The organism is Shewanella hanedai (assembly GCF_007197645.1).
GTDB classification, from domain to species: Bacteria; Pseudomonadota; Gammaproteobacteria; order Enterobacterales; family Shewanellaceae; genus Shewanella; species Shewanella hanedai.
The window spans coordinates 244,236-265,273 of the sequence record NZ_VKGK01000001.1 but is presented as its reverse complement, the minus strand read 5'-3'; the positions used below and the strand labels follow the sequence as shown (position 1 = coordinate 265,273).

The following is a 21,038-nucleotide window of genomic DNA, read 5'->3' as shown; positions in this document are numbered from 1 at the left end:
GCCGCTAAATTGGAGAGTAAAATGAGTGATGATATCTTAGGGCTAGATGAGGTTTGTGAGATTTTGGGTAAGCCAGAAGCCACTATCAAGCGCTATGCGAGAGAAAGCCTGTTGACCAATATAGGTGATGAAAGTGATTTTCGGTTCAATAGAGAGGAGGTTATGCGCTACCTTGATTTTGCGAAGCGCCTCGGTTAATCATGTTGAAATTGATATAAGGGAGGAAAGCTCTTCCCCCCTTAAATTCACATCCTGAACCTATAGCTATACCTAACAGCGCAATGTCATCCAATCTAAATTCTCATCGATAACATTTTTAAGCCATTAGTCCACTCTATTAAACCAGCTGCCTGTATAAGCTTGCGTAATATTGATTACTCCCGATGAGTTCAGCATGACCTCCGGACGCAACAATGCTCCCCTCTTCCATAAGATGAATGCAATCCATCTGTTCCATCGCCGTTAATCTATGGCTAATCATTAATACCGTTTTGTTTTTAGCAAACTCAAACAACAAGGCTAATATTTCACGCTCTGTGCGCTTATCTAATCCCTCTGTTGGCTCATCCAGCAACAGGATTGGCGCATCTCGCAATAAGGCTCTGGCGACACCAATGCGTCGTTGCTCACCACCAGATAACTGCCTTCCCCCCTCGCCAATCCAAGCATCAAGCGGCGCCTCTCCCTGAGTTAAGGTTGTTAAACCAACTTTATTAAGCACATCGATTAAGATCGCGTCATTCACCACTTGCGCTTCTCGTCGCAATGCTCTTGTGGACTGCGGTTCTGTGTCAGGTTGAGCCAATATTAAATTGCTACGCAAAGTGCCGCTAAACAGATAAATACGCTGACTCACTAAGGTGATCCCTTCTCTGAGAGAGGCCTCGCTATAGCTATTTAACGGGTTGCCATCGATAAAGATCTTACCGTCTTGAGGCTCCCATTCGCGAGTAAGTAAAGCGAGTAAACTCGACTTACCACAACCCGTTTGTCCAAGTAACGCGACCTTATCGCCGGCTTTTATGGACAGATTCAAGCGATTCAATACTGAATGTTTGTCATCATAACTAAACGAGAGATTATCGACCCTAAGATCACCATGATAAATCTTAAGTGTGCTGTCTTGTGTGAAGACGATACCCGGTTCCTGCTCCACCAGTTCATTGACTCGAGTTGCCGCCGTTACACAGGATGAAAGGTGCTGGAATGCCCCCGCAATCGGCATCAACATCTCGATACAAGCCATGGTCATAAACACCATCGTCGCGAGTATCGGCCCAGGTGGCACATGCTCGCCGACTCCCGATGCTGCCACATAAAATACCAATATCACTGCCCCACCATGACATAGGACTAACATCGCCTGACTCAAGGCTGTGACGTTGGCCATGGCAGATTGACTGGCAAACAACGCGCCTTCTGTCGCCCTCAGCTCAGCCCTAAACCTATCCGTTGCTCCAAACAGGCTTATCTCAGCTTGCCCTTGAACAAACTCAAGTAACTGCACTCGCAGCTGACGCTTGTTTTCAAGCATCTCAACGCCCGGCCTTTTGCCCATGTAATAGAAGAACAGCGGCAGCAATATCCACACTGCCAACAGAGTGCCACACAGCAATAGGGCAAGATCAGCATCAAACCAAGCCACAAATAGATACAAAGCGCCAAGCATGATAAGCGAAGCCGCCATCGGCGTTAACAGCCTAAGATACAGATGATCTAAGGTATCGATATCAGCAACCAACCTGTTGAGCAGATCACCTTGCCTTAAGCCCTGTAAGTTTTTAGCACTCAGTGGTAACAGCTTGCGCCACGCCCAAGTTCTAAGCTGCGTCAGCAGTTTAAATGTCGCTTCATGGGTTGCTAAGCGCTCACCATATCGACTCGCTGTTCGCGCAATCGAGAGAAAACGAACGCCTCCAGCCGGCGTAAAATAGTTAAACGTCATCGCCGTTGTTGCCGATAATCCCGCCACCGCTGCCGCAGATAGAAACCAACCGGAAAGAGACAGTAAGCCAATGCCAGCCATCAGGGTTATCACACTTAACAGCAGGCCGGTAAACATCATCAACCACTGATGTTTAAACAACTTTATAAAGGGAAGCAGCACTTTCATGATTTCACCTCATCTAGACTAGTGACGTGATCTACCGCCTCTTGCTGCATCTGCTTAAACAACCCCTCTCTCCTATCTAACTGCTCAAAACTGCCCTGCTCAGCGATAATTCCGTTATCAAGCACCAAGATATTATCCATCTGATGCAGTTGATCTAATCTGTGAGTGACCATCAGACAAGTCGCACTTGCCATCGACTCTCGCAGCGCTTGCTGCACAGCTTGTTCACTGTGGCTATCAAGACTGGCTGTAGGTTCATCGAGTAGAAATAGATGAGCCTTTTGACCTAATGCACGTGCTAGAGCAATACGCTGAGCTTGCCCAACAGAGAGAGTGGACGCCTGATCACCCACTTTATAATCCAAACCTTGGCTTTGTTGCTCAACAAAATCGAGCACCTTAGCTTGGGCCAAATGCAGCCTGACAACCTCATCACTCATTGATGGCTCCGCCATTGCCACATTGTCACGAATAGTGCCATGAAACAGTTGAGGCTCTTGACCCAACCACGCCAAATGTCGACGCCAACTCGTTTTGTCTAATTGACCGAGTTCTACACCGTTCACTTTTAGCGAGCCTTTATAAGGCAAGAATCCTAATAAAGCGTTAAGTAAGCTGGTTTTCCCCGCACCGCTAGGCCCCACAATAGCTAAATGCTCACCCGCATTAAGGGTAAAGCTTATTGGGCCGAGTAATCGCGCACCATCTAAACTCGTTACTGTCAGCTCTTTTGCCTCGATGGCTAGCCCAGCAGAGACATCCCCCAGATCGGCGTCATTAAGCTTTGTTTGCACCATATCGCCATCATCAAGTGTGTAATAGAGTAATGCCATTAACTCTTCAGCTGCACCAATTGCTTGGGCTTTGGCATGGTAATGCGTCCCCATATCACGCAAAGGTTGATAAAACTCTGGAGCCAAAATCAACACAAACAAACCGATAAACAGGGTTAGCTCAGTGCCGTAATGACCAAAATTGAGATGGTCTAGATAACTGAATCCGAAATAGACCGCCAATACTGCAATCGAAACTGCAGCAAAAAACTCAAGCACCGCAGAGCTCAAAAATGCCATGCGCAACACCGACATGGTTCGCTCTCTAAACTCTTCCGAAGCCGACTCAATTTCGTTAACTTCGCTATTGCCCCGGTTAAATAGTTTGAGGGTACTTAAGCCCTTTAACCGATCCATAAAGTGACCACTCAATTTAGCCAAGGCACTGAAATTTTTGCGATTAGCATCCGCAGCGCCCATGCCTACTAGCACCATAAACATAGGGATAAGAGGCGCTGTTGCGAGCAAAATAATCCCAGCCGCCCAGTTAATTGGAAACACAACCACTAAGATCGTTAACGGAATAAAGCCCGCCAGTAATACCTGCGGCAAATAGCGAGCATAAAAGTCATGCAGATCTTCTACCTGTTCCAATACGATACTGGCCCAACTGCCAACAGGCTTGCCTTTAACAAAAGCGGGTCCAAGCTCGTTGACCTTATCAAGCACGGCCGAGCGAATATGAGTCCTCAGACGTTTACCCGCCTCGAAGCTTGCCCGCTCTCTGGCAAAAGCCAATAAGGCGCGCACCGCAATCAAACCTAAGAGAGAGAGAAACTCTTGAGTAAAATCCGACTTGGGCAGTTCAAGAATAATCACCCCATGCAAAATGGTCGCAATAAAATAGGCTTGAACAACCAATGCAAGACCAGTCAATAAGCCAAACAGAACAGTTAAATTAAGGTAGAAACCACAGGCACCTTTCTGCTGTTTTAGCCAAGATGTCAGTACTTTCTCTAGGGATTTTTCCATGCAGTTCCTGCAAGAATAAAGAAATGCTCGTCACCATAAGTGCAGAAGCAGATCTTAAACAATGTGAATGAGGCCAGTATCGCAGGCATAGCTTAAGTAATAAACTAGCATGCTTGTAAATGTTAAGGGATTCACAGAAATTGAGCTAGATCAATAAAAGAGGGAACAAGTCGTAAGCGAAACTGTCTAGCGTTCCTCAAAAACGGTTAGCCCTCAAATGAAAGCTGATTACATTTTCAGGTTTGGCTTTTGACTGAGACTGGTATTGGGTTTGATCATTTGAGGTCGCACCTTAAATTGTTATCTATTGCCTCTATTAGGAAGCGTGCAATCATTCTTTGAGAAAGAGTGATATGCCCATATACGCTCTGCGATTTCCAATAACATCCTTGTTAAACGGCCAGTGCAGTATCCTTACCTCCCGCTCAAAGAGTTTCAGGGTGAAACTTCGCCTTGAAATCGAAGCTCGCAACCGCGAGTTACACTTGATTATTTGTCTCTTCGATTAAAGCTTTATTGGCTCTTTAGCAAACACGAAGACCTTTTATGAGTTTACAGACAATGCAATCAACTCAACAATTGTATTGAAGCATACAAAAACAAATCAATTATGAATATAACTGAATCTTACTTTTCCCTAATTGTATAGAGAAGAGCATATACATCCATATTTATATATGTGCTATTATTTATTACACAAGCTTGCCATTAAATCACCCTTCCCTTTCCCCCTCTCCAACCCTATTGTACTAGTAATTATATACGGTTCTTTCCACTTTGTTATTTACGGCTCTTTTGTACTATTTTTTTTGCATGGAATAAATGTAAGTTATTGGTGAGCGTTAATTTCACAACCCAAGTTTATATGTTTCTAAATTTATTCTAATCATTCCAGAAAGAATATCTTTGGATGTGTACTTATCAAGTGCATACGTATAAACATGCTTTAGGTACTTATGGTCAAATGTATTCCGTAGCGTTCGTATCGATAACATTTAGCGTTCAACATTTTCGATTTGAACTAATAGATAGGATCGTTGATTTATATAGAATTTATTTTTATTGAAAAAGCACCTGCCGGATAACCTCTATTTATAGACGTTAATTTACACTGGCTATAAGCAAAAAACTTACTGGGTTAAATATTTTTTGTTAAGTCCAACCAAGGATGAACTTTTAATATGAATATACAAATTAATTTTAAAAAAATATTTAGGCAAATTAGCCTAATGGGACTTGTTGTTACTTCACCAATAGCTCTCGCTAATACTAGTGCAGCAGACTTATATGGCCCAGCAAAAGGCAGTGACGTCGACACTATTGTCCTAATGTCAGGTAATGGATATGAGCTTAAACAAATCAGCTATACGGATGGAAATGGCACACCACAACAGTCTGATTTTTACTTTTTGTATTCTGCTACTGGTGCAAATGGTGCTTATCTTTATGCCGGTTTACCGCTTAATGAAAGGGATGAAATTATTGGTGAATTTGATCGCAGCCCAGTCCCCTGCGTTAAAGCAGCACAACCTTGTATGTCAGAGCTTCAGTCAGCGGATGATGAATTCGATGTCATCGTTGTTGATAAAGATGCTGCAGGTGTAAATTCGCTCAGCGGTATGAATGCGCTGGTTGCGAAACGTGGCTGGCAGGATATTCAGTTGGAGCAATATAAATCACTAAATATTCAAGGCGTTAAGGCTGGAGATGAGAAGTTCGATGCGAAAGGCTGTTTTGGTTGGACGCACAAAAGTAAAAACTGGTCCAAGTCATTTAATGAATCGTTTGATAAATCCAAACGCTTCGGTAGCGGTAATGCTTTTGTGGATGTTGAAATTAACGCAACCACTTCCGGAAATGGTAAGGCTACTTTAGATTACAAATATAAGAGAAGTTTTTGTATCCCTTATAAAATTCGCATGAAGCAGCTTAAAGCTAGGGCTGATTATGCGATTACCGGAGACATCAACATACACGGTGAAGCAACCCATACTTTTAACGGTTATACCTGGAATATTGCAGAACCAACAATTGCTAATGGATGGTTTATGATTGGCGTTGTTCCTGTTCAATATGATGTTAAATTACCCATTAGAGCAGGAACCGGCAACCTAACACTGAGTGCCAGCGGAGACGTAGGATTAGAGAAAGTACTAAATATTGCCGGTCACTATGAGTATGCCTGTGATAAAAATAATTGTGCAAAAGTGTCAAGCTCATTCGCCGACAATGGCACCCTGCAACTGGATAACATTCAATATCAATTGATGGCATCAGCAACCATTGAACCCTGGGCTGAAGTGGCGATTAAGGGACGTGTATATTGGGGGCTAATTTGGGCTAAAGTCGGTATCAAGCCTTCTCTGCCCATTAAACTCTCTGGGTACTACGGTAATATGTGTGGTAATGGTGACAACATAGGCGGTAATGAAACCGTTTCTGCTGGTGTATTGGATATTGATTTCCGCGCAGGTGTTATTGCACAGGTTAAATATTTCAATGAGCAATATTGGCAGATTTACCGTACAGATCTGTATTTTACAGACTTGGTCAATCCACACAGTTCAGCATTTTCCTCCATCATTCGACCATCAGTGTCCAGTAGCTCTGTCACTATGCCCGTTAGCTTAAGAGCGTGTGTTAAGTCAGCTGATACCGGCTATCAGGATTTCACTGTCTACTGGGGCGATGGAAGCACATCAGGCATTAGCAATTTGGCAAGCAGTAAAACGATGAATCATAATTATGCCAGTGCAGGTACCTATCAAATATCTGTCAGACACAGTAATGGTGCGAGTACTAATCGAAATGTAACTGTAGCAGGGACAACATCGGTGCCAGTAGTGAACTCTTTCACAGCTTACGCTGAATGTTTCAGCGGTGGTGATATCCCCATCTCTCCAGAAGGAGAGGATTTAGATTTGAAACGACTTCCAGAGGAGGGAGGAATGTGGCTTTCCGGTACAGTTAACGCAAGTAATTCACCAACCCTGTATGAAGTTTATATGGGAAGCTCAAGGATTTACTCAGGATCAAATGCAAACTTCTTCAAATCTTTCAGCTACAGTCCCAACTATATAAGCCTTAAAGCCAGAGCCAAAAACAGCATAGGTTGGAGTCCATTTAGATCGATTAACATTACATGTAATCAATACCTTAATACGGATAGCAATAAAATATAAATTTGTAGTTGATATAAAAATCATCGGTATTTTTCGTAATGCCGATCCATTTTTACGAAGCGCTTGATGACTACACTAAAAATCAAAATCCGATGACCACAAGTCATCGGATTTTTTTATGTAATGATGAATCAAGTGTGCTAATAACAATTCATTAAATAACTAGATAATCCATAATAATTTCAGCAACTAAAGCAAGTGTTACCAAGATCCCTTCAATCAAAAAAATAAACAATCTAGTGTGAATGCGGCTATGACCTTCGACAGCAGGGAAGCTGTCGTAGAGGCTATAGGGACCCTTTCTGTTAATAGAGAGTGGCGCCGTGTCATAGAAGTATTTACACATAAGGCCTGCTGCAAGCAATAAACGCCAATTCAGCTATGGTATTCAACAAATAAACTAAATACCAAACCAACCCAATGAACCCAACCAAAAAGATACTTGAAACTTGTTATCCCACAAGTTCACTATTCTGTGTTTCCAAAACACAAAAAAGGCCGATAAGCGTTTGCTCAACCGGCCTTCTATTATACTAATAATAAACGATAAACTAGGTTACTGAATGGCTAATTACTTAGCTTCATCAGACTCGTAATCGTCTTCATTAGAGTAATCTTTGCTATCGCCATCGGCAATATCACGAGCTTCACGCCATACATCAGCCGCAAGATCTTTAGCAGCAGTCGCTTCAGTGCGTACTTCGCGTTGCTTAGCTTTACGCTCGTTACGCTCTACTAACTTGTCTAGGAAAGATTTAAGCTCTTTCTCACCCCAAGTTGTTGCTTCAGCTTCTGTTGCAAAGCCCGTTTTTCTTTTCGAAACGATCGTCTTTCTCGCTGTCATACGACGGGTAATTTCAGCGGCCCATACGTCCTTGTCCTGAACGATGCGAAAGTCGAATTTCTTAGTTTGTGTCATGTTACGTATTTCCTACAGATAAAGTCTCATCGCCAACCTATCTCGGTAAGCGTTAAGTAAACAGTTGTTGCTATCTTTATCCCCTAACGTTTAATCGTTCTAAGGGATAAAAGTAAATAATGTTGGCTTGGCGCATTACCAGATATAACTAAGTGTCTTTCGGCTCACCGAGATCACATTTTTTGCAATCAAGGAGATATCCAAGCATAGACGCTCTGCCTTCTGCTGTTATCACCCAAGGCCTAACGACCCAAGGAGGCGTATGCCTAACATGCTGGTTATGCCCGCACGTAAGTTTAGCAACCCACTGATAATCATCATCTTTAAGGTAGCTTGCAATGGCTTGTTTCATAACATTTAAAGACCAATGACGAAAATATCGCCGCGTTGATAACCAGATCCAGAACGCCAAAGCGGGAGAGTAACACGTACAGAGTTTAAACAAAATGATTTAACTTAATTTCACGCAATAGAGAGTAAACAGGGCTGCATACCACAACCATGGTAAATGAAAATCCACCGATAAAGTTAGCCGGCCGACTTTATGCTTAATAAATAGCTCTTTTTACTCGTATCCTGTAAGATACACGCCCGCCAGAGTCACTGGCACCCTAATTCTGCTGTTCTATGCACCGAGAGACCAATCTATGAGTTTTACCGCCCTGGGGTTATCAGCCCCAATATTAAAAGCTGTTGCCCAAAAAGGTTACGATACGCCTTCGCCAATTCAAGCTCAGGCCATTCCGGCTGTACTGGAAGGCAAAGATGTAATGGCCGCAGCTCAAACAGGTACAGGTAAAACTGCAGGCTTTACTCTGCCACTTTTAGAGTTGTTGAGTAAAGGCAACCGAGCACAGTCTAAACAAGTTCGCGCATTGGTATTAACGCCGACTCGTGAGCTAGCAGCGCAAGTAGCTGAAAGCGTAGAAACCTATGGTAAGTTTTTACCGCTTACCTCTGCCGTCATCTTCGGTGGTGTGGGTATTGGTCCACAAATTTCAAAATTAGGTAAAGGCGTCGACATACTCGTTGCTACACCAGGGCGTTTACTCGACCTATATAACCAGCGCGCCGTCAACTTCAGCCAACTTGAAGTCCTTATTCTCGATGAAGCCGATCGTATGTTAGATATGGGCTTTATTCATGACATCAAGAAAATTCTTAAGGTATTGCCAGCTAAGCGCCAGAATTTAATGTTCTCTGCGACCTTCTCTGATGATATCCGTAACTTAGCCAAAGGCTTGGTTAACAACCCAGTAGAAATATCGGTAACACCACGTAATGCGACAGCGAAAACCGTTGAGCAATACATCTACCCGGTAGATCAGAAGCAGAAAACTGCTGCACTGATACATCTGGTCAAGCAAAATGAGTGGAAGCAGGTGTTAGTCTTTAGCCGCACTAAACATGGCGCTAACCGCATCGCTAAGAACTTAGAAGCAAGTGGCCTTACCGCGGCTGCTATCCACGGCAACAAGAGCCAAGGCGCACGTACTAAAGCGCTAGCTAACTTCAAGAGTGGCGAAGTTCGCGTGTTAGTTGCAACAGATATCGCAGCACGTGGTATTGATATTGATCAACTGCCAAACGTGGTCAACTTTGATCTGCCAAATGTGCCTGAGGATTATGTTCATCGTATCGGCCGTACTGGCCGTGCTGGTGCTAACGGCCAGGCAGTCTCTCTTGTTAGCAGTGATGAAACTAAACTGCTTAGAGATATTGAGCGTTTGATTAAACAGAACATTCCACGTAAAGAGATTGAGGGCTTTGTGCCAACTCAAATCTTACCTGAGAATGATCTCGATACTAGCAAGCATGGTCAAAACCGTGGTCCACGCAACGCTAATGGCAGAGGCAATGGCCGTAATGGTAATAGCCCGTCTCGTGGCGATCGTAATCAACCTCGCAGCGATGCTGACAGTAACAGACGCCCGCGTAGAAACACTGAAGCTAAGACTGAGCACAAAGATGGACAACGTAGTGGTGAAGCCGCACGCGGTCATCAGCCTAATGACAAGAACCCTAGTCATAGCCGCTCACGCAGACCTTCGAGCCAAGCATCGTCAAGCTCTCCAGCGTCAAAGCCAACATCAAATAGCAGTATTTGGGGAAAGTAATACACATTTAATGATGTGTTTACCCACAAAAAAACCTAGCGATTGCTAGGTTTTTTTATGGACGACAATCTATATTTCTAGTCTAGAAACTGTACTCAGCTCCGGCATAGAAATACGCACCATTAAATCCAAAGGGTGCTGAACGACGTGAATAGGTAAATACCCCTGGGCTGTTAACAATTTCATTGCCATCAGCGTCAACAATAACCCCTGTTCTCGAGTTACCTATTTCATTTTTATCAGGGTAAACATCAAAAATGTTATTACCGCCAATGTTGAATGATAGGTTATCGGTCATGTGATAATTAATCCTAAGATCGGTCAAAATCTCTGCACCATAGGTTTGACTATCGCCATCGGTCACAGTGTATTCACCATAACGATTAAAACCTAAGTTCACGTCCCAATCACCCACTTTGTATAAAGCATTTAGATTAACACGGCTCTCTGGCTGCCAATCTTCAATGATAGAGATATCCTGCTCAGAAAAAATGTCTTCCGGTGGGATACCATCAAGCGCACTCCCTGGAGGAGTGAAGATGTCTGTCACTTCTGTTTTAGTGAAGTTAGCTGCGAAGGTTAATTTCAGATCACCACTTAACACTTCCGTATTCCAAGTCGCGATGATGTCCACGCCTCTCGTTTCCGTATCAGCACCATTTAAGAAAAACTGACCTGCGCCAGCACCTGCTGCTTTAAGCGCATTGTCTAAGTTTTCATTTAAACCAAAACCTAACTTATTACTGATCACAATACGATCATCGATATCGATTGCGTAGTAATCGACAGTCAGGTTAATGCCAGAATCAAAATCGAACACAGCTCCAACACTGAAGTTGGTGGACTCCTCCTCTTTAAGCTCAGGAATACCGACCGATTTTGCCAACTCACTGTCATTTCTAAAAGTACCGACCTGAACCGCGATTTGATCACCAGTAGGATTAGCAGGGTCGGTAATAAACTGCGTACTAATGTTATTGAAATACAGCTGTTGCATCGATGGAGCGCGGAAGCCTGTACTCACTGCACTTCGCAATGAAATACCATCTGTAATTGTCCAGTTTGCCGCCAATTTAAAATTAGTACTGTCACCAAAGCCTTCATAATCATCGTAACGTGCCGCACCGCTAACCAACAGGTCTTCAGTAATATCAGCCTCTAACTCGGCATAAAATGACATCACATCACGTGATTCATCAACCGCAGAGATCGGTCCTATTCCACCAAAACCTTGCGTACCGGCACTGCGATCAGTCGCGTACAAACTCACGCCAGACTCGGTATCATAATCACGATATGAGTACTCTTCACCTGGCATAACACGATATTCATCAGTTCTTATTTCAGCACCCATCGCCAAACCAAACAGATCATACTGCTTAGTGTAATCAAGGTTGATGGTTTGCAAAGAAAGCTCTAAACCATAAGCAAACCCTTCACGAGGCACTGCAGAACGTATTTCATCTGCTGTCATCGTAGAGGTGTAAAGCAGTGAGTTAGCATAAGATGAGTTAATCGTGTCGCTGGTTGTATAGTCAATCTTATTACGACCATAAGTGTACGACAGATCTAATGAGGCATCGTTATCAAACTCAGTGGTGTAACCAAAGTTATATGACACATCACTGATTTTAGAGTTTATTTTAGGCAGGAACCCCGCAGGGATTGTCGCATCACCGTCCTGCAAAGGCGCATTACCACCATTGTTATTATTATGGCGGAAGAAAGCCGCTGATTCGTTATCACGATTTGAATAAGTGATAAAACCATACAGTTCGCCTTCACCCAACTCATAACCGGTATTAACAACTATCCCTATCTGCTCAGATTTAGCGTCGCCAATTCGGAATGTATTTCTATCTGCTGTCAGCTCACGAGGATCACCCGCCAATTTAGCGCCATTGGCAGCATCGGTACATCCAGAAAATTGGCAAGAGCCATGCAATCCAGCTCTGTTGGTTGATCCGCGATCTCTAAGGTTCAATGTCGCATCTAAGAAGCCACTGTCGCCAAGTGCAAAGCCTTTAGAGATATCAATATTGGTGGTTTCACCATCACCCTCTGAATATTCACCGTAAGAAACACCAATTTTACCGCCCTCATCAGCATCCTTTAACACGATGTTGATCACACCCGCGATAGCATCCGAACCATATTGAGCCGCTGCGCCATCACGCAACACTTCAATACGTTTGATTGCTGATGCAGGAATCGCATTCATGTCGGTCCCCGCCGTACCTCGGCCCACCGATGTATTAATGTGGATAAGACTCGCTTGGTGACGTCGTTTGCCATTAATCAATACTAAGGTTTGATCAGGACCTAGACCACGCAGTGTTGCAGGACGTAATGCATCAGTACCATCACTGATTGCCGAGCTTGAAAAGTTAAACGAAGGAGCAATAGCTTGTAGCATGCGTCCAACTTCAGTTTGACCTGTATTGGCCAAATCTTCCGCTGTCAGAATATCCACAGGAACCGGTAACTCATTTGAACTACGACCTGGAACACGACTACCGATCACCGAAATTGATTCAATTTCATCCTCGGCTTGTACTGTCTCTTCGGCGAGTGCGACCTGACTTGTCGTCCCTATCACCAGAGGAATTAGCGCTGCAATTGTTGTTTTCTTCATTGTTGTATTTGTCCTATCCTGTTCATCAGCTTGAATGCTCAATAGGCCAGAAACATTAACAACAGCGATTAACCCGGTACCGTCTAATAATTTTTTTAAACCGGAAGTGACTGAGTAATAACCTTTAAGTTTATTTGCTTCATGGTTTTTAGTTAAATCAAATGAAAATACAATCGTTTGATTAGTCCTCTTAGCAAACTCAATAATGGCTTTATCAGCTCGTTGTTTATTAATATCAAAGCGAATCAAACCATCGGCTAAAGCAAACGGTGTAAAAAGCAACACCATAGACACAAGTATCAAGTTACATGTTTGCGATATCGTGATTTGCTTCGGGCAAACTAACGTTTGCCACCCACGCACTATTAATAAACAGTTCAGAATGGAAAATCCTCTATGGCTTTTGTTAATTTTTAAACAATTAAGCAAATTAAAATCCAACTATAAGCAACAAACAATCAATCCCAATAGCAACAATAAAAGTAAAAACCTCAGTATTCAATTGATTTATAAATATAAACTATTCAATAGAGGTGGTATTTTTTACATCGCTAGATGTTAAATGAATAATATTTTCAGCATCTTTACGATGCACAATGTTAAAATTACTGTTTAGGGACGCCAATAAGCCGTCGATATCTCCCGCTTTAAAATAACCTGCGACTTTTAATTCAGATAACTGTGGATCAACAATATCAAATTGGATTGCGGTGTAGCGGCTCACATCTGCTAACGCCTCAGACAAAGGCTCACCTTCAAAAATCAACATTCCTTGTTGCCAAGCCAAGTCCCGCTGCAATTTATCAAGGGGCAGTTTTTCAACGGCTTTGTGGGTATTTTCGATAATCACCACTTTTTCACCGGTCGACACCAATAGACCCGGTAAGGCTTTATCCGACACCTCTTTGAGTGATGCCGTGATTTGCTCGATACTCTTATCTGCAGAAGTCACTAACACTCTGCCGTGAGTAACCACTAACTCCATCTCAAGTTCACTGTTTTTCTGCACATTAAAAACCGTGCCTAATGCTGTAAATGACTGCTCACCAACGGTGACACTAAAGGGCCTTAATTTATCTTTAGCCACATCAAATTTAGCCTCGCCTCTAACAAGGGTAAGTTGGCGGTAGTTAGATGAGTATTTCACCTCGACGACGCTGTTTGTATTTAATTGAATTCGCGTGCCATCAGGTATCGAAAAAGTTGTTTGCTGACCTATTGGAGTGGTTAATGTCTTCACATAGTCCTGTGTTTCTCCCTGTATTAACGGAGAAAACTGACTATTAAAAATCAAATGACCGCCGATAAAACAGAACACCATAAAACTGGCAGCAATGGCAAGCATCCGCCATTTGGATTTCGCATTCGATTGTTCAAGCGGGAAAAGTACACTCAATTCATTAAGAACACTTAAATCATCCCAGTATGAAGCCATATCAAACAAGGCCTCTTGATGCGCTGCACTCAGGGCAACCCATTGAGACAGTGACTCTATTTCAACTTCAGACAAGCCTCTATCAATTCGGCTTACCCACAAGGATGCTTGCTCTTGAATATCTTCTTTGCGGTAAAATTGTTTGATTGTACTCATCGGCTAATAAACTCTTTTATATTGGACTGATCGCCATCAATACTTGGTGATCTTTCCATTGAGGCTGCAACATTACCTGATGTACCACTTTGAGTGCTCACAGCACTCATTTCTTCCATATACTGCACGCTTTTAAGTAAACCCTTTGCGACATGCTTTTCGACGGTGCTTTCACTAATATTCAGGTATTTTGCAATTTCGCTTTGGCTTAAACCATACACCTTTTTTAAGATGAAACATTTTCGTACGGGCCCAGATAGCTGGTCAGTTGCTCGGCAGAAAAACAAAAAGCGCTCTTTGCTTTCAAATTCAGACTCAAATGAGACAGAGATAAGTTCCATTGGTGGCTCGGCAAACTCTTCAATGGAATCGTTGTATTTTTGGGAGGATTTAGCCACATGATTCAACGCCAAATGCTTCGCTGTTTTAAGCATATAACTACGGACATACTTGATCTCTTGCTTTAACTCAGCTTCATAGCTGCGAACAAAAGTATCTTGTACAATATCTTCAATATCATCAGGTTGAACAATTTTACTAATCACTCGCTTGAGCTTATTCGAGTAATTAACAAATATGTCTGACACATTTGATCTGTTTTTAGCAACCACCAAAGAAGCACCTTTGAAGCATAGTTAAGCCATAAATTTAACCATAACTTAACATACATTTCATTAAATCCCGCTAATTTAGCTCATTGAACTTAACTGACCGGTCAGCATTCGAGCCTGTTCTTTGGCCCAAAAAAAAGCAGAGCTGGCGCTCTGCTTTATTAAAAAATGTAATCTAAAACGAATACATCTAAGCCAATAGAAGGAAACCGACAAAGGTAAAACAGGCCGCAATTAACGTATAGGGTAATTGAGTCACTGCGTGGCTCACTAAATTACAGTCAGAACCTTGAGCCGCTAATACCGTCGAGTCAGAATAGAAGCACGCTTGACTACCGAATGAAGAGGCAGAAAGTAACGCACCAATGACCAAAGGAATGTTCGCATCGACCGATTGAGCCAACGGCATGACAATCGGAATTGAAACAGCAAAAATCCCCCAACTTGAACCCGTTGCAAATGCCAATATCGACATACTTAAGAACACCACTGCAGGCAGCAGTTCAGGTGTCATAAACGGGCTCAGACTGTCGATAACATACTGTGGCAACATCAACCTATCGCAAACATCTTTAAAAATAAATGCCGCAATCACAGTGCCAATAGCCGGTAACATGTTTTTGAATCCATCGATCATCTGCTCCATCATCTCAGACAATGGCATCAGCTTTTGCAGACCGTAGTAAGGTAAAGTTATCGCTAAAGTGGCGACCAAACCTTTTAATACATCGATATCAAAATAGACGGTAAACCCAACGAGCAGGATAATCGGCACAAAAAAGTTATGCAGCTTGCCTTCATCATCGGCATTTTTAAACTCATCTTCAATCGCTTTAACAGCGTATTCATCGGAAGTTTGTACTTCATCCAGATCCATCTGCTTTAATGCAGGCTCACCTTGAGACGCCGCTAGCTGGGCTTTTTTCATCGGACCAAAAGCTGGCACTATCCCTAAAATAACCAGTAGCACCATAGCTACCGCTAACCATGCATATAGCATGTAAGGAATCGCCTGCATATACACAGCAATCCCCTGCCCCTCTGGCGCAATGCCGTTATCAACCAGCAGGCCGCCAAAGAACACAGCCCAAGTAGACAGTGGTACAAGCACACAAATAGGCGCAGCAGTCGAATCGACCACATAGGCCAGCATCTCACGCGAGACCTTAAACTTATCGGTCACACGCTTCATCGTTGAGCCGACTGTCAAAGCATTAAGATAATCATCGATAAAGATCACTGTGCCTAAAACAAAGGTCATGAACAATGAAGACTTAGGTCCCTTTGCTAGCTTAAGTGCATGACGACCAAATGCCATCGACCCACCGGTTTTTACCAGTAAAGCGATCAAGGCACCAAAGCCACCACAGACCAGTATAAGCCAGCCAATAGTTTCGTCAGACATCACTGAAAGAGAGATATCGGTAAAATTGGTGAGCAGATTCGCGGGATCGAGCATAACGAGTCCCACTAAAGCACCAATAATTAACGACAGGATTGGGCGGCGTAGCATGATTGCTAACACCAGGACCACCACAGGTGGAATAAGACTTAATGCTGTCGGTTCAGACATGCGCTAAGGTCCTTTTAATAGAGCCTAAATGGCAAATTAATCACAAGACTTAGATGTGAACACTCGTGTCCACTCCAAACTTATTGCTGCTTTATTATAGAAAATCACCTGAAGGTAAAATACAATTTATTCTGTCAGGTTAAAACATCGCGCAAAAAAATAATCCCGTTTGCCCTTTGAGTCAAGAATAAATATTTATCTCTCTATATTTTTTTCTTATCATTTGTGAAAAAAACACAAACTATTGAAATTAATATATTTTATCAAAGGCGTGATATTAACTTTCTACGTGAGTTAATTGTCTATTTATCAACAAGGTATACTCACTATATTGACGGATTAATCTACGATTTAAAAGTTTTCTTCAACAAATTGATTATATTAATAATTTATTTATCGAATATAGAAAACAACCCATTCACACTCCTTTAGCGACTTTGCTTATTCTTATGGCTTATTAGAGTAAATCAGTGAGTTTATTTCATGCAATACCAATTAGAGGTTAATTCAATGAATAAAACAGAATCATCAATTGAAGGCGGCTGCCAGTGTCGAGCAATCAGATATCGTCTATCGGCTATGCCGTTTAATGCAGGCCATTGCCACTGCCGAATGTGCCAGAAAAGTACCGGTTCCGTTGTTGGCAGTTGGATGCATTTTCTTGTAGAACAAATCACATGGCTTGCTGGTAAGCCAACTGAATATGCCTCAACAGAGACGAGGAAACGTGGCTTTTGCTCAACCTGCGGCTCAAGTATTAGCTTTCACGATACCGGTGACCCGAAGTACTACACATTGAGCATCGCGTCACTAGATGACCCAAATCTGGTACCTGCTCAATACCATATTCACACAGCGAGCCAGCTCGAGTGGTTAAAGATAAAAGATGATACGCCGCGTTATTCAGCTTCAAGGGGTTAGTTAACCTGAACTCGGGATAAGCTGCGCCGCTCAATACACCTATTATTGCCCCTATCTGTGTTGAGCTTTCTAGTAATAGCCAGCTATTACGTACGAAACCTCGCCTTGATATAAACAATAATTTTGGAATCGAGCAAAACTGTCAGATACATGAGAAACGAAAAATCTATTAAGCTAATGATTTAAAAAGGAGACTTCAGAACGTCTGGACACTCATTATCCCGAGTTCAGGTTAGTTAACGAAGGAATAGGTATTCAGCCCACCCCTTCCATTAACCTCTCCGAATTTGTGAGAAGGCAAGAATGAAATTCAGGTTATCATCACCAGACAACAGATAAGGATTAAACACCCCGTCGGGGGAGAATTGAGTCACCACATCCATATGTTTGTCTATGTCCAGAACCGCCCCCATACTCCAGTCACTAAATTGGATGACCTCTATTTCACTGTACTTGATGATAGCAACCGAGTGGTGCCTGACATCTTTAGATATTTTTTGGAAAAGGACATTAACAGCACGGCTCTCTCCTTCGATACATTGCAAAAAATACTGTGAGTTAGCACAAAGAAAACCCGTGATACCAAAACCAACATTATCCCTTTGAGCCTCATTAACCAGCTCTTTTATCTCCATCACCGTTAAGTCTTTGCTCACGGAGCTAGCATAAATAAGTTGAACAGTTGGCATTAGCCTTTTCCTTTCTTGATATGAGCATCTCAACCTCTTCAACTACGCAACTTGTAGTGCTTAAGCCTTAAAGATGAGTATGATCTATCTTGGTACTTTTTGCTTACTCACTCCTCATTGTAAACTCATCAGATGCCATTAGAGCAAGTGCTACCCCGCACTAGCCCCCCATAATGAGATAATTTACAACAAGAAATGATTTATTCTAAAGAAGGAGAGATAGCGTTTTGAACTGGCCATGCAAATGAATTTTCATGGCGTAAGCTAACGATTGAATTCACGTGTTCCCTCACAGTCTGGGTCATAGACTGAATAACCATTACGTCCTTGATTTTTAGCTACATACAGCGCGGTATCCGCATAGTTAATCGCTTTATCTTGAGTAATGCACTCCTCCGGCAATACCGTACTGACACCAATGCTGATAGTCACATATGCTGATACATCAGAGTATTCATGCTCCAAAGCCAACAGCTCAATATTCTCACAAGTTAACTTGGCTAGCTTTTCAGCCGAACTTTGAGATGTATTAGGCAATACAACGATGAACTCTTCGCCGCCATACCTAGCGACAATATCTACCGCGCGGGTAAATGTATTACGAATACCTTGAGCCACTAACTTCAGGCAATCATCTCCCGCTAAATGCCCATATCCATCATTGTATTTTTTGAAAAAGTCTACATCTATTAATAAGATACTAAGTTCCATGATATCAGTATCCTTTTGACTCCATTCAACTTCAAGTGCAGATTCTAAACCTCGGCGGTTGGTTAGCCCAGTTAATATATCAACTGTCGCTTGGCGGAGTAATTTCTCATTTAATTGATTGAGTTCTTCAGTTTGTTCAAGAATAATCATTTCACTTAAAAATCGCTGCCTTACAGCACGCTCCATAAAGTAATTAGTAGAAAGCGCTAATATTGCCGCTGAAAAGTAATAAATATTATAAGAAATAATAACGGCGGCTTCTTCTTTATGTATATACATAATAACAAAATCAACGGCAATTAAATTCAAACAAACAACCGTCACAGCTCTATAAAACAACATTCGAGCACTGCAGCCGATATATAAAGCCAAAAGTAAAAAACAGGGTAAATAGAATATTGCGTAAAGTTCAGTTTCAATACTTAACATAGTTAATTGAATAAGCATGACAAACATACAAGATATTCCAACGAACTCTTGTTGATATTTTTCAAAGTACGATGACAAAATAAAAATAACAGCAATGATATAGAAAGGAATACCTATCCAATAACGAATTTTTGAAACCGACACAGCTTCTTCATATGGCATGACAAACCAATCAGCGGTACCTACAACAAGAATAACAAATAGCGCTATGAACCAACCTGCTTTTCTGAAACTCATGTAATTCTTAGAGTAGTAACTCAAAAAATTTCTTTCCATATCACCTGAGAATGACAAATAATAAGTATTATTATATTTCAAAAAATAATCTTGCAAATTACTCTTCTCATCCATTTTACACGTCATAACTTTTACCTTTAAATAAAAACATTCGTTTTAACATTAAAAGGCAGCCTTAGATTCTATGAGTGATCACACACTCCTATAAATAATAAAATCAGTTATTTATAAATGTTAAGTTGTAAATCAATGCGACAAGGCTACAGAATATCGCACTAACACAAACAATTGATGCCCAAAGAAATATGCCAGAGAGAAACATCAATAAACTTTAATTTTATGACAAAAAGCAAGACCATTTAAGTAATGGCTAATGTAAAATAACACACTCTAAATCTTAATAGATGCAGTAAATTAAATTCAGTCAAAAGTTTAGTTTGGCATTTTCATCATTGATTTTGATGTCACTAGACATCTCACCCAATGATTGATTACAACTAATGAAACACGTCAATCTCAAGGAGAACTGGGCTCTCTCATTGAAAAGACTTCAACCAAGCATCAATCGACACCTCCTTCATCTAACGTAAATACATTAGATAGTAAGCGAGCAAAATCACCAATCCATTGGAACGATTGTTCAAGTAAGTTGATCCAAACTGTAAATAAATCAGTATATATAGCCAAGAATAAAGCAAAATACGCTATTCTAATCGTGCATTTACATTGATAGTCCCAACTGCTGAATTTAGCACAAGGAATGAAGCTGAAATGACCGAATTCGAACACTTAGTGCAACTCTCAGGGATCACCAAGACCTTCATCGATGGTGGTCAGCAACACAAAGTACTGGATACTCTCGACCTTATTATCCCAAAGGGACAAACCATCGCCCTAACTGGCGCGAGCGGGAGTGGTAAGAGTACCCTACTCAACCTAATCGCAGGGTTCGAGCGACCCGATTCAGTTGCTGATTCAAGCTCAACGTCCAATCATCACCAAAGTAGCGGCACACTCACTTTACTCGATCAGGACACGACCCATTGGCAAGACAAACAGTGGAGTCGGTTTAGACAAGAATCCCTTGGCGTTGTATTTCAGCAATTTAATCTGCTCACACCTCTCAATGTTAACGATAACATCGCCTTTCCTCTTAGGCTTAATGGCCAAGACTGGAACCCATGGTGTGACCATTTAGCCGACGCCTTAGGTCTGACTGAATTACTCAATCGCCATGTAGAAAGTCTCTCTGGCGGACAGCAACAACGGGTCGCGATTGCCCGAGCTTTAGCCCATAAACCACCACTCATCTTAGCTGATGAGCCCACGGGGAACCTAGACCAAACAGCCAGTTTAGAAGTCATGCAGCTCTTGTGTGAACTGGCTGCAGAACATCAAACTTCCATCTTGATGGTGACCCACAGTCTAGAGTGTGCCAACTTTATGCAGCGCAGGTGGCATCTGAATAAGGGAAAAATTAATGAATAGGGCCAGTAACAACACCC

The 21,038-nt window shown here is 42.1% G+C and carries 15 protein-coding genes; 5 read left to right on the top strand and 10 right to left on the bottom strand.

The window, feature by feature from the left end; genetic code table 11:
* Positions 1–21: 21 nt before the first annotated feature.
* Positions 22–198 carry a helix-turn-helix domain-containing protein gene (locus FN961_RS01015; RefSeq protein WP_143562687.1) on the top strand — a complete coding sequence of 59 codons (177 nt, stop codon included), beginning with the start codon at positions 22–24 and terminating at the stop codon, positions 196–198.
* A 139-nt stretch (positions 199–337) separates the two neighbouring features.
* Here FN961_RS01015 and cydC read toward each other — a convergent pair whose 3' ends face one another.
* Both cydC and cydD read right to left on the bottom strand, forming a co-directional pair.
* Positions 338–2,113, bottom strand: coding sequence for a heme ABC transporter ATP-binding protein/permease CydC (gene cydC, locus FN961_RS01010; RefSeq protein WP_143562686.1), 1,776 nt, complete (start codon positions 2,111–2,113; stop codon positions 338–340).
* Positions 2,110–3,918 carry a heme ABC transporter permease/ATP-binding protein CydD gene (gene cydD / locus FN961_RS01005; protein ID WP_143562685.1) on the bottom strand — a complete coding sequence of 603 codons (1,809 nt, stop codon included), beginning with the start codon at positions 3,916–3,918 and terminating at the stop codon, positions 2,110–2,112. The genes cydC and cydD overlap by 4 nt, the downstream gene beginning before the upstream one ends.
* Positions 3,919–5,099: 1,181 nt before the next feature.
* Between cydD and FN961_RS01000 the strand changes: the two genes are divergently transcribed.
* Entirely contained in the window at positions 5,100–7,100 is a 2,001-nt protein-coding gene (locus tag FN961_RS01000; protein ID WP_143562684.1) for a PKD domain-containing protein, read from the top strand.
* 571 nt (positions 7,101–7,671) lie between these two features.
* On the opposite strand, the gene FN961_RS00995 is transcribed toward FN961_RS01000, so the two are convergent.
* Together FN961_RS00995 and FN961_RS00990 are read right to left on the bottom strand one after the other, a co-directional pair.
* Complete coding sequence (locus tag FN961_RS00995) at positions 7,672–8,019, bottom strand: DUF3622 domain-containing protein (RefSeq protein ID WP_143562683.1); 348 nt, start codon at positions 8,017–8,019, stop codon at positions 7,672–7,674.
* Positions 8,020–8,167: 148 nt separating this feature from the next.
* A complete protein-coding gene (locus tag FN961_RS00990; RefSeq protein ID WP_143562682.1) occupies positions 8,168–8,371 on the bottom strand; it encodes a DUF3565 domain-containing protein in 204 nt (67 codons plus the stop codon).
* 295 nt (positions 8,372–8,666) lie between these two features.
* Between FN961_RS00990 and FN961_RS00985 the strand changes: the two genes are divergently transcribed.
* Entirely contained in the window at positions 8,667–10,136 is a 1,470-nt protein-coding gene (locus FN961_RS00985) for a DEAD/DEAH box helicase (RefSeq protein WP_143562681.1), read from the top strand.
* A gap of 82 nt (positions 10,137–10,218) precedes the next feature.
* On the opposite strand, the gene FN961_RS00980 is transcribed toward FN961_RS00985, so the two are convergent.
* The 4 genes from FN961_RS00980 to FN961_RS00965 all read right to left on the bottom strand — a co-directional run bounded on the left by FN961_RS00980 (position 10,219) and on the right by FN961_RS00965 (position 16,546).
* Positions 10,219–13,059 carry a TonB-dependent receptor plug domain-containing protein gene (locus tag FN961_RS00980; RefSeq protein ID WP_143562680.1) on the bottom strand — a complete coding sequence of 947 codons (2,841 nt, stop codon included), beginning with the start codon at positions 13,057–13,059 and terminating at the stop codon, positions 10,219–10,221.
* A 232-nt stretch (positions 13,060–13,291) separates the two neighbouring features.
* The gene (locus FN961_RS00975) at positions 13,292–14,362 is read right to left on the bottom strand and encodes a FecR family protein (protein WP_143562679.1); all 1,071 of its coding nucleotides are present in this window, start codon (positions 14,360–14,362) and stop codon (positions 13,292–13,294) included.
* Positions 14,359–14,949, bottom strand: a complete 591-nt coding sequence (locus tag FN961_RS00970) for an RNA polymerase sigma factor (RefSeq protein WP_229814588.1) — start codon at positions 14,947–14,949, stop codon at positions 14,359–14,361. The genes FN961_RS00975 and FN961_RS00970 overlap by 4 nt, the downstream gene beginning before the upstream one ends.
* A gap of 214 nt (positions 14,950–15,163) precedes the next feature.
* On the bottom strand, positions 15,164–16,546 hold the full coding sequence (locus FN961_RS00965) for a Na+/H+ antiporter NhaC family protein (protein WP_143562677.1): 1,383 nt from the start codon (positions 16,544–16,546) through the stop codon (positions 15,164–15,166).
* Between the two features lie 483 nt (positions 16,547–17,029).
* Here FN961_RS00965 and FN961_RS00960 point away from each other — a divergent pair, with 483 nt between their 5' ends.
* Positions 17,030–17,467 carry a GFA family protein gene (locus tag FN961_RS00960; protein ID WP_229814587.1) on the top strand — a complete coding sequence of 146 codons (438 nt, stop codon included), beginning with the start codon at positions 17,030–17,032 and terminating at the stop codon, positions 17,465–17,467.
* A gap of 272 nt (positions 17,468–17,739) precedes the next feature.
* On the opposite strand, the gene FN961_RS00955 is transcribed toward FN961_RS00960, so the two are convergent.
* Entirely contained in the window at positions 17,740–18,156 is a 417-nt protein-coding gene (locus tag FN961_RS00955; protein WP_143562676.1) for a BLUF domain-containing protein, read from the bottom strand.
* A gap of 264 nt (positions 18,157–18,420) precedes the next feature.
* Positions 18,421–19,659 carry a diguanylate cyclase gene (locus FN961_RS00950; RefSeq protein ID WP_143562675.1) on the bottom strand — a complete coding sequence of 413 codons (1,239 nt, stop codon included), beginning with the start codon at positions 19,657–19,659 and terminating at the stop codon, positions 18,421–18,423.
* A 645-nt stretch (positions 19,660–20,304) separates the two neighbouring features.
* On the opposite strand from FN961_RS00950, the gene FN961_RS00945 reads away from it, so the two are divergent.
* Positions 20,305–21,021, top strand: a complete 717-nt coding sequence (locus FN961_RS00945) for an ABC transporter ATP-binding protein (RefSeq protein ID WP_143562674.1) — start codon at positions 20,305–20,307, stop codon at positions 21,019–21,021.
* The last annotated feature ends 17 nt before the right edge of the window (positions 21,022–21,038 follow it).

What these genes read in the sequence shown, in the direction of transcription:
- FN961_RS01015 (WP_143562687.1), top strand. Translation starts at nt 22, where the DNA reads ATGAGTGATGATATCTTAGGGCTAGATGAGGTTTGTGAGATTTTGGGT.
- cydC (WP_143562686.1), bottom strand. Translation starts at nt 2,113, where the DNA reads ATGAAAGTGCTGCTTCCCTTTATAAAGTTGTTTAAACATCAGTGGTTG.
- cydD (WP_143562685.1), bottom strand. Translation starts at nt 3,918, where the DNA reads ATGGAAAAATCCCTAGAGAAAGTACTGACATCTTGGCTAAAACAGCAG.
- FN961_RS01000 (WP_143562684.1), top strand. Translation starts at nt 5,100, where the DNA reads ATGAATATACAAATTAATTTTAAAAAAATATTTAGGCAAATTAGCCTA.
- FN961_RS00995 (WP_143562683.1), bottom strand. Translation starts at nt 8,019, where the DNA reads ATGACACAAACTAAGAAATTCGACTTTCGCATCGTTCAGGACAAGGAC.
- FN961_RS00990 (WP_143562682.1), bottom strand. Translation starts at nt 8,371, where the DNA reads ATGAAACAAGCCATTGCAAGCTACCTTAAAGATGATGATTATCAGTGG.
- FN961_RS00985 (WP_143562681.1), top strand. Translation starts at nt 8,667, where the DNA reads ATGAGTTTTACCGCCCTGGGGTTATCAGCCCCAATATTAAAAGCTGTT.
- FN961_RS00980 (WP_143562680.1), bottom strand. Translation starts at nt 13,059, where the DNA reads ATGGTGTTGCTTTTTACACCGTTTGCTTTAGCCGATGGTTTGATTCGC.
- FN961_RS00975 (WP_143562679.1), bottom strand. Translation starts at nt 14,362, where the DNA reads ATGAGTACAATCAAACAATTTTACCGCAAAGAAGATATTCAAGAGCAA.
- FN961_RS00965 (WP_143562677.1), bottom strand. Translation starts at nt 16,546, where the DNA reads ATGTCTGAACCGACAGCATTAAGTCTTATTCCACCTGTGGTGGTCCTG.
- FN961_RS00960 (WP_229814587.1), top strand. Translation starts at nt 17,030, where the DNA reads ATGCAATACCAATTAGAGGTTAATTCAATGAATAAAACAGAATCATCA.
- FN961_RS00955 (WP_143562676.1), bottom strand. Translation starts at nt 18,156, where the DNA reads ATGCCAACTGTTCAACTTATTTATGCTAGCTCCGTGAGCAAAGACTTA.
- FN961_RS00950 (WP_143562675.1), bottom strand. Translation starts at nt 19,659, where the DNA reads ATGACGTGTAAAATGGATGAGAAGAGTAATTTGCAAGATTATTTTTTG.
- FN961_RS00945 (WP_143562674.1), top strand. Translation starts at nt 20,305, where the DNA reads ATGACCGAATTCGAACACTTAGTGCAACTCTCAGGGATCACCAAGACC.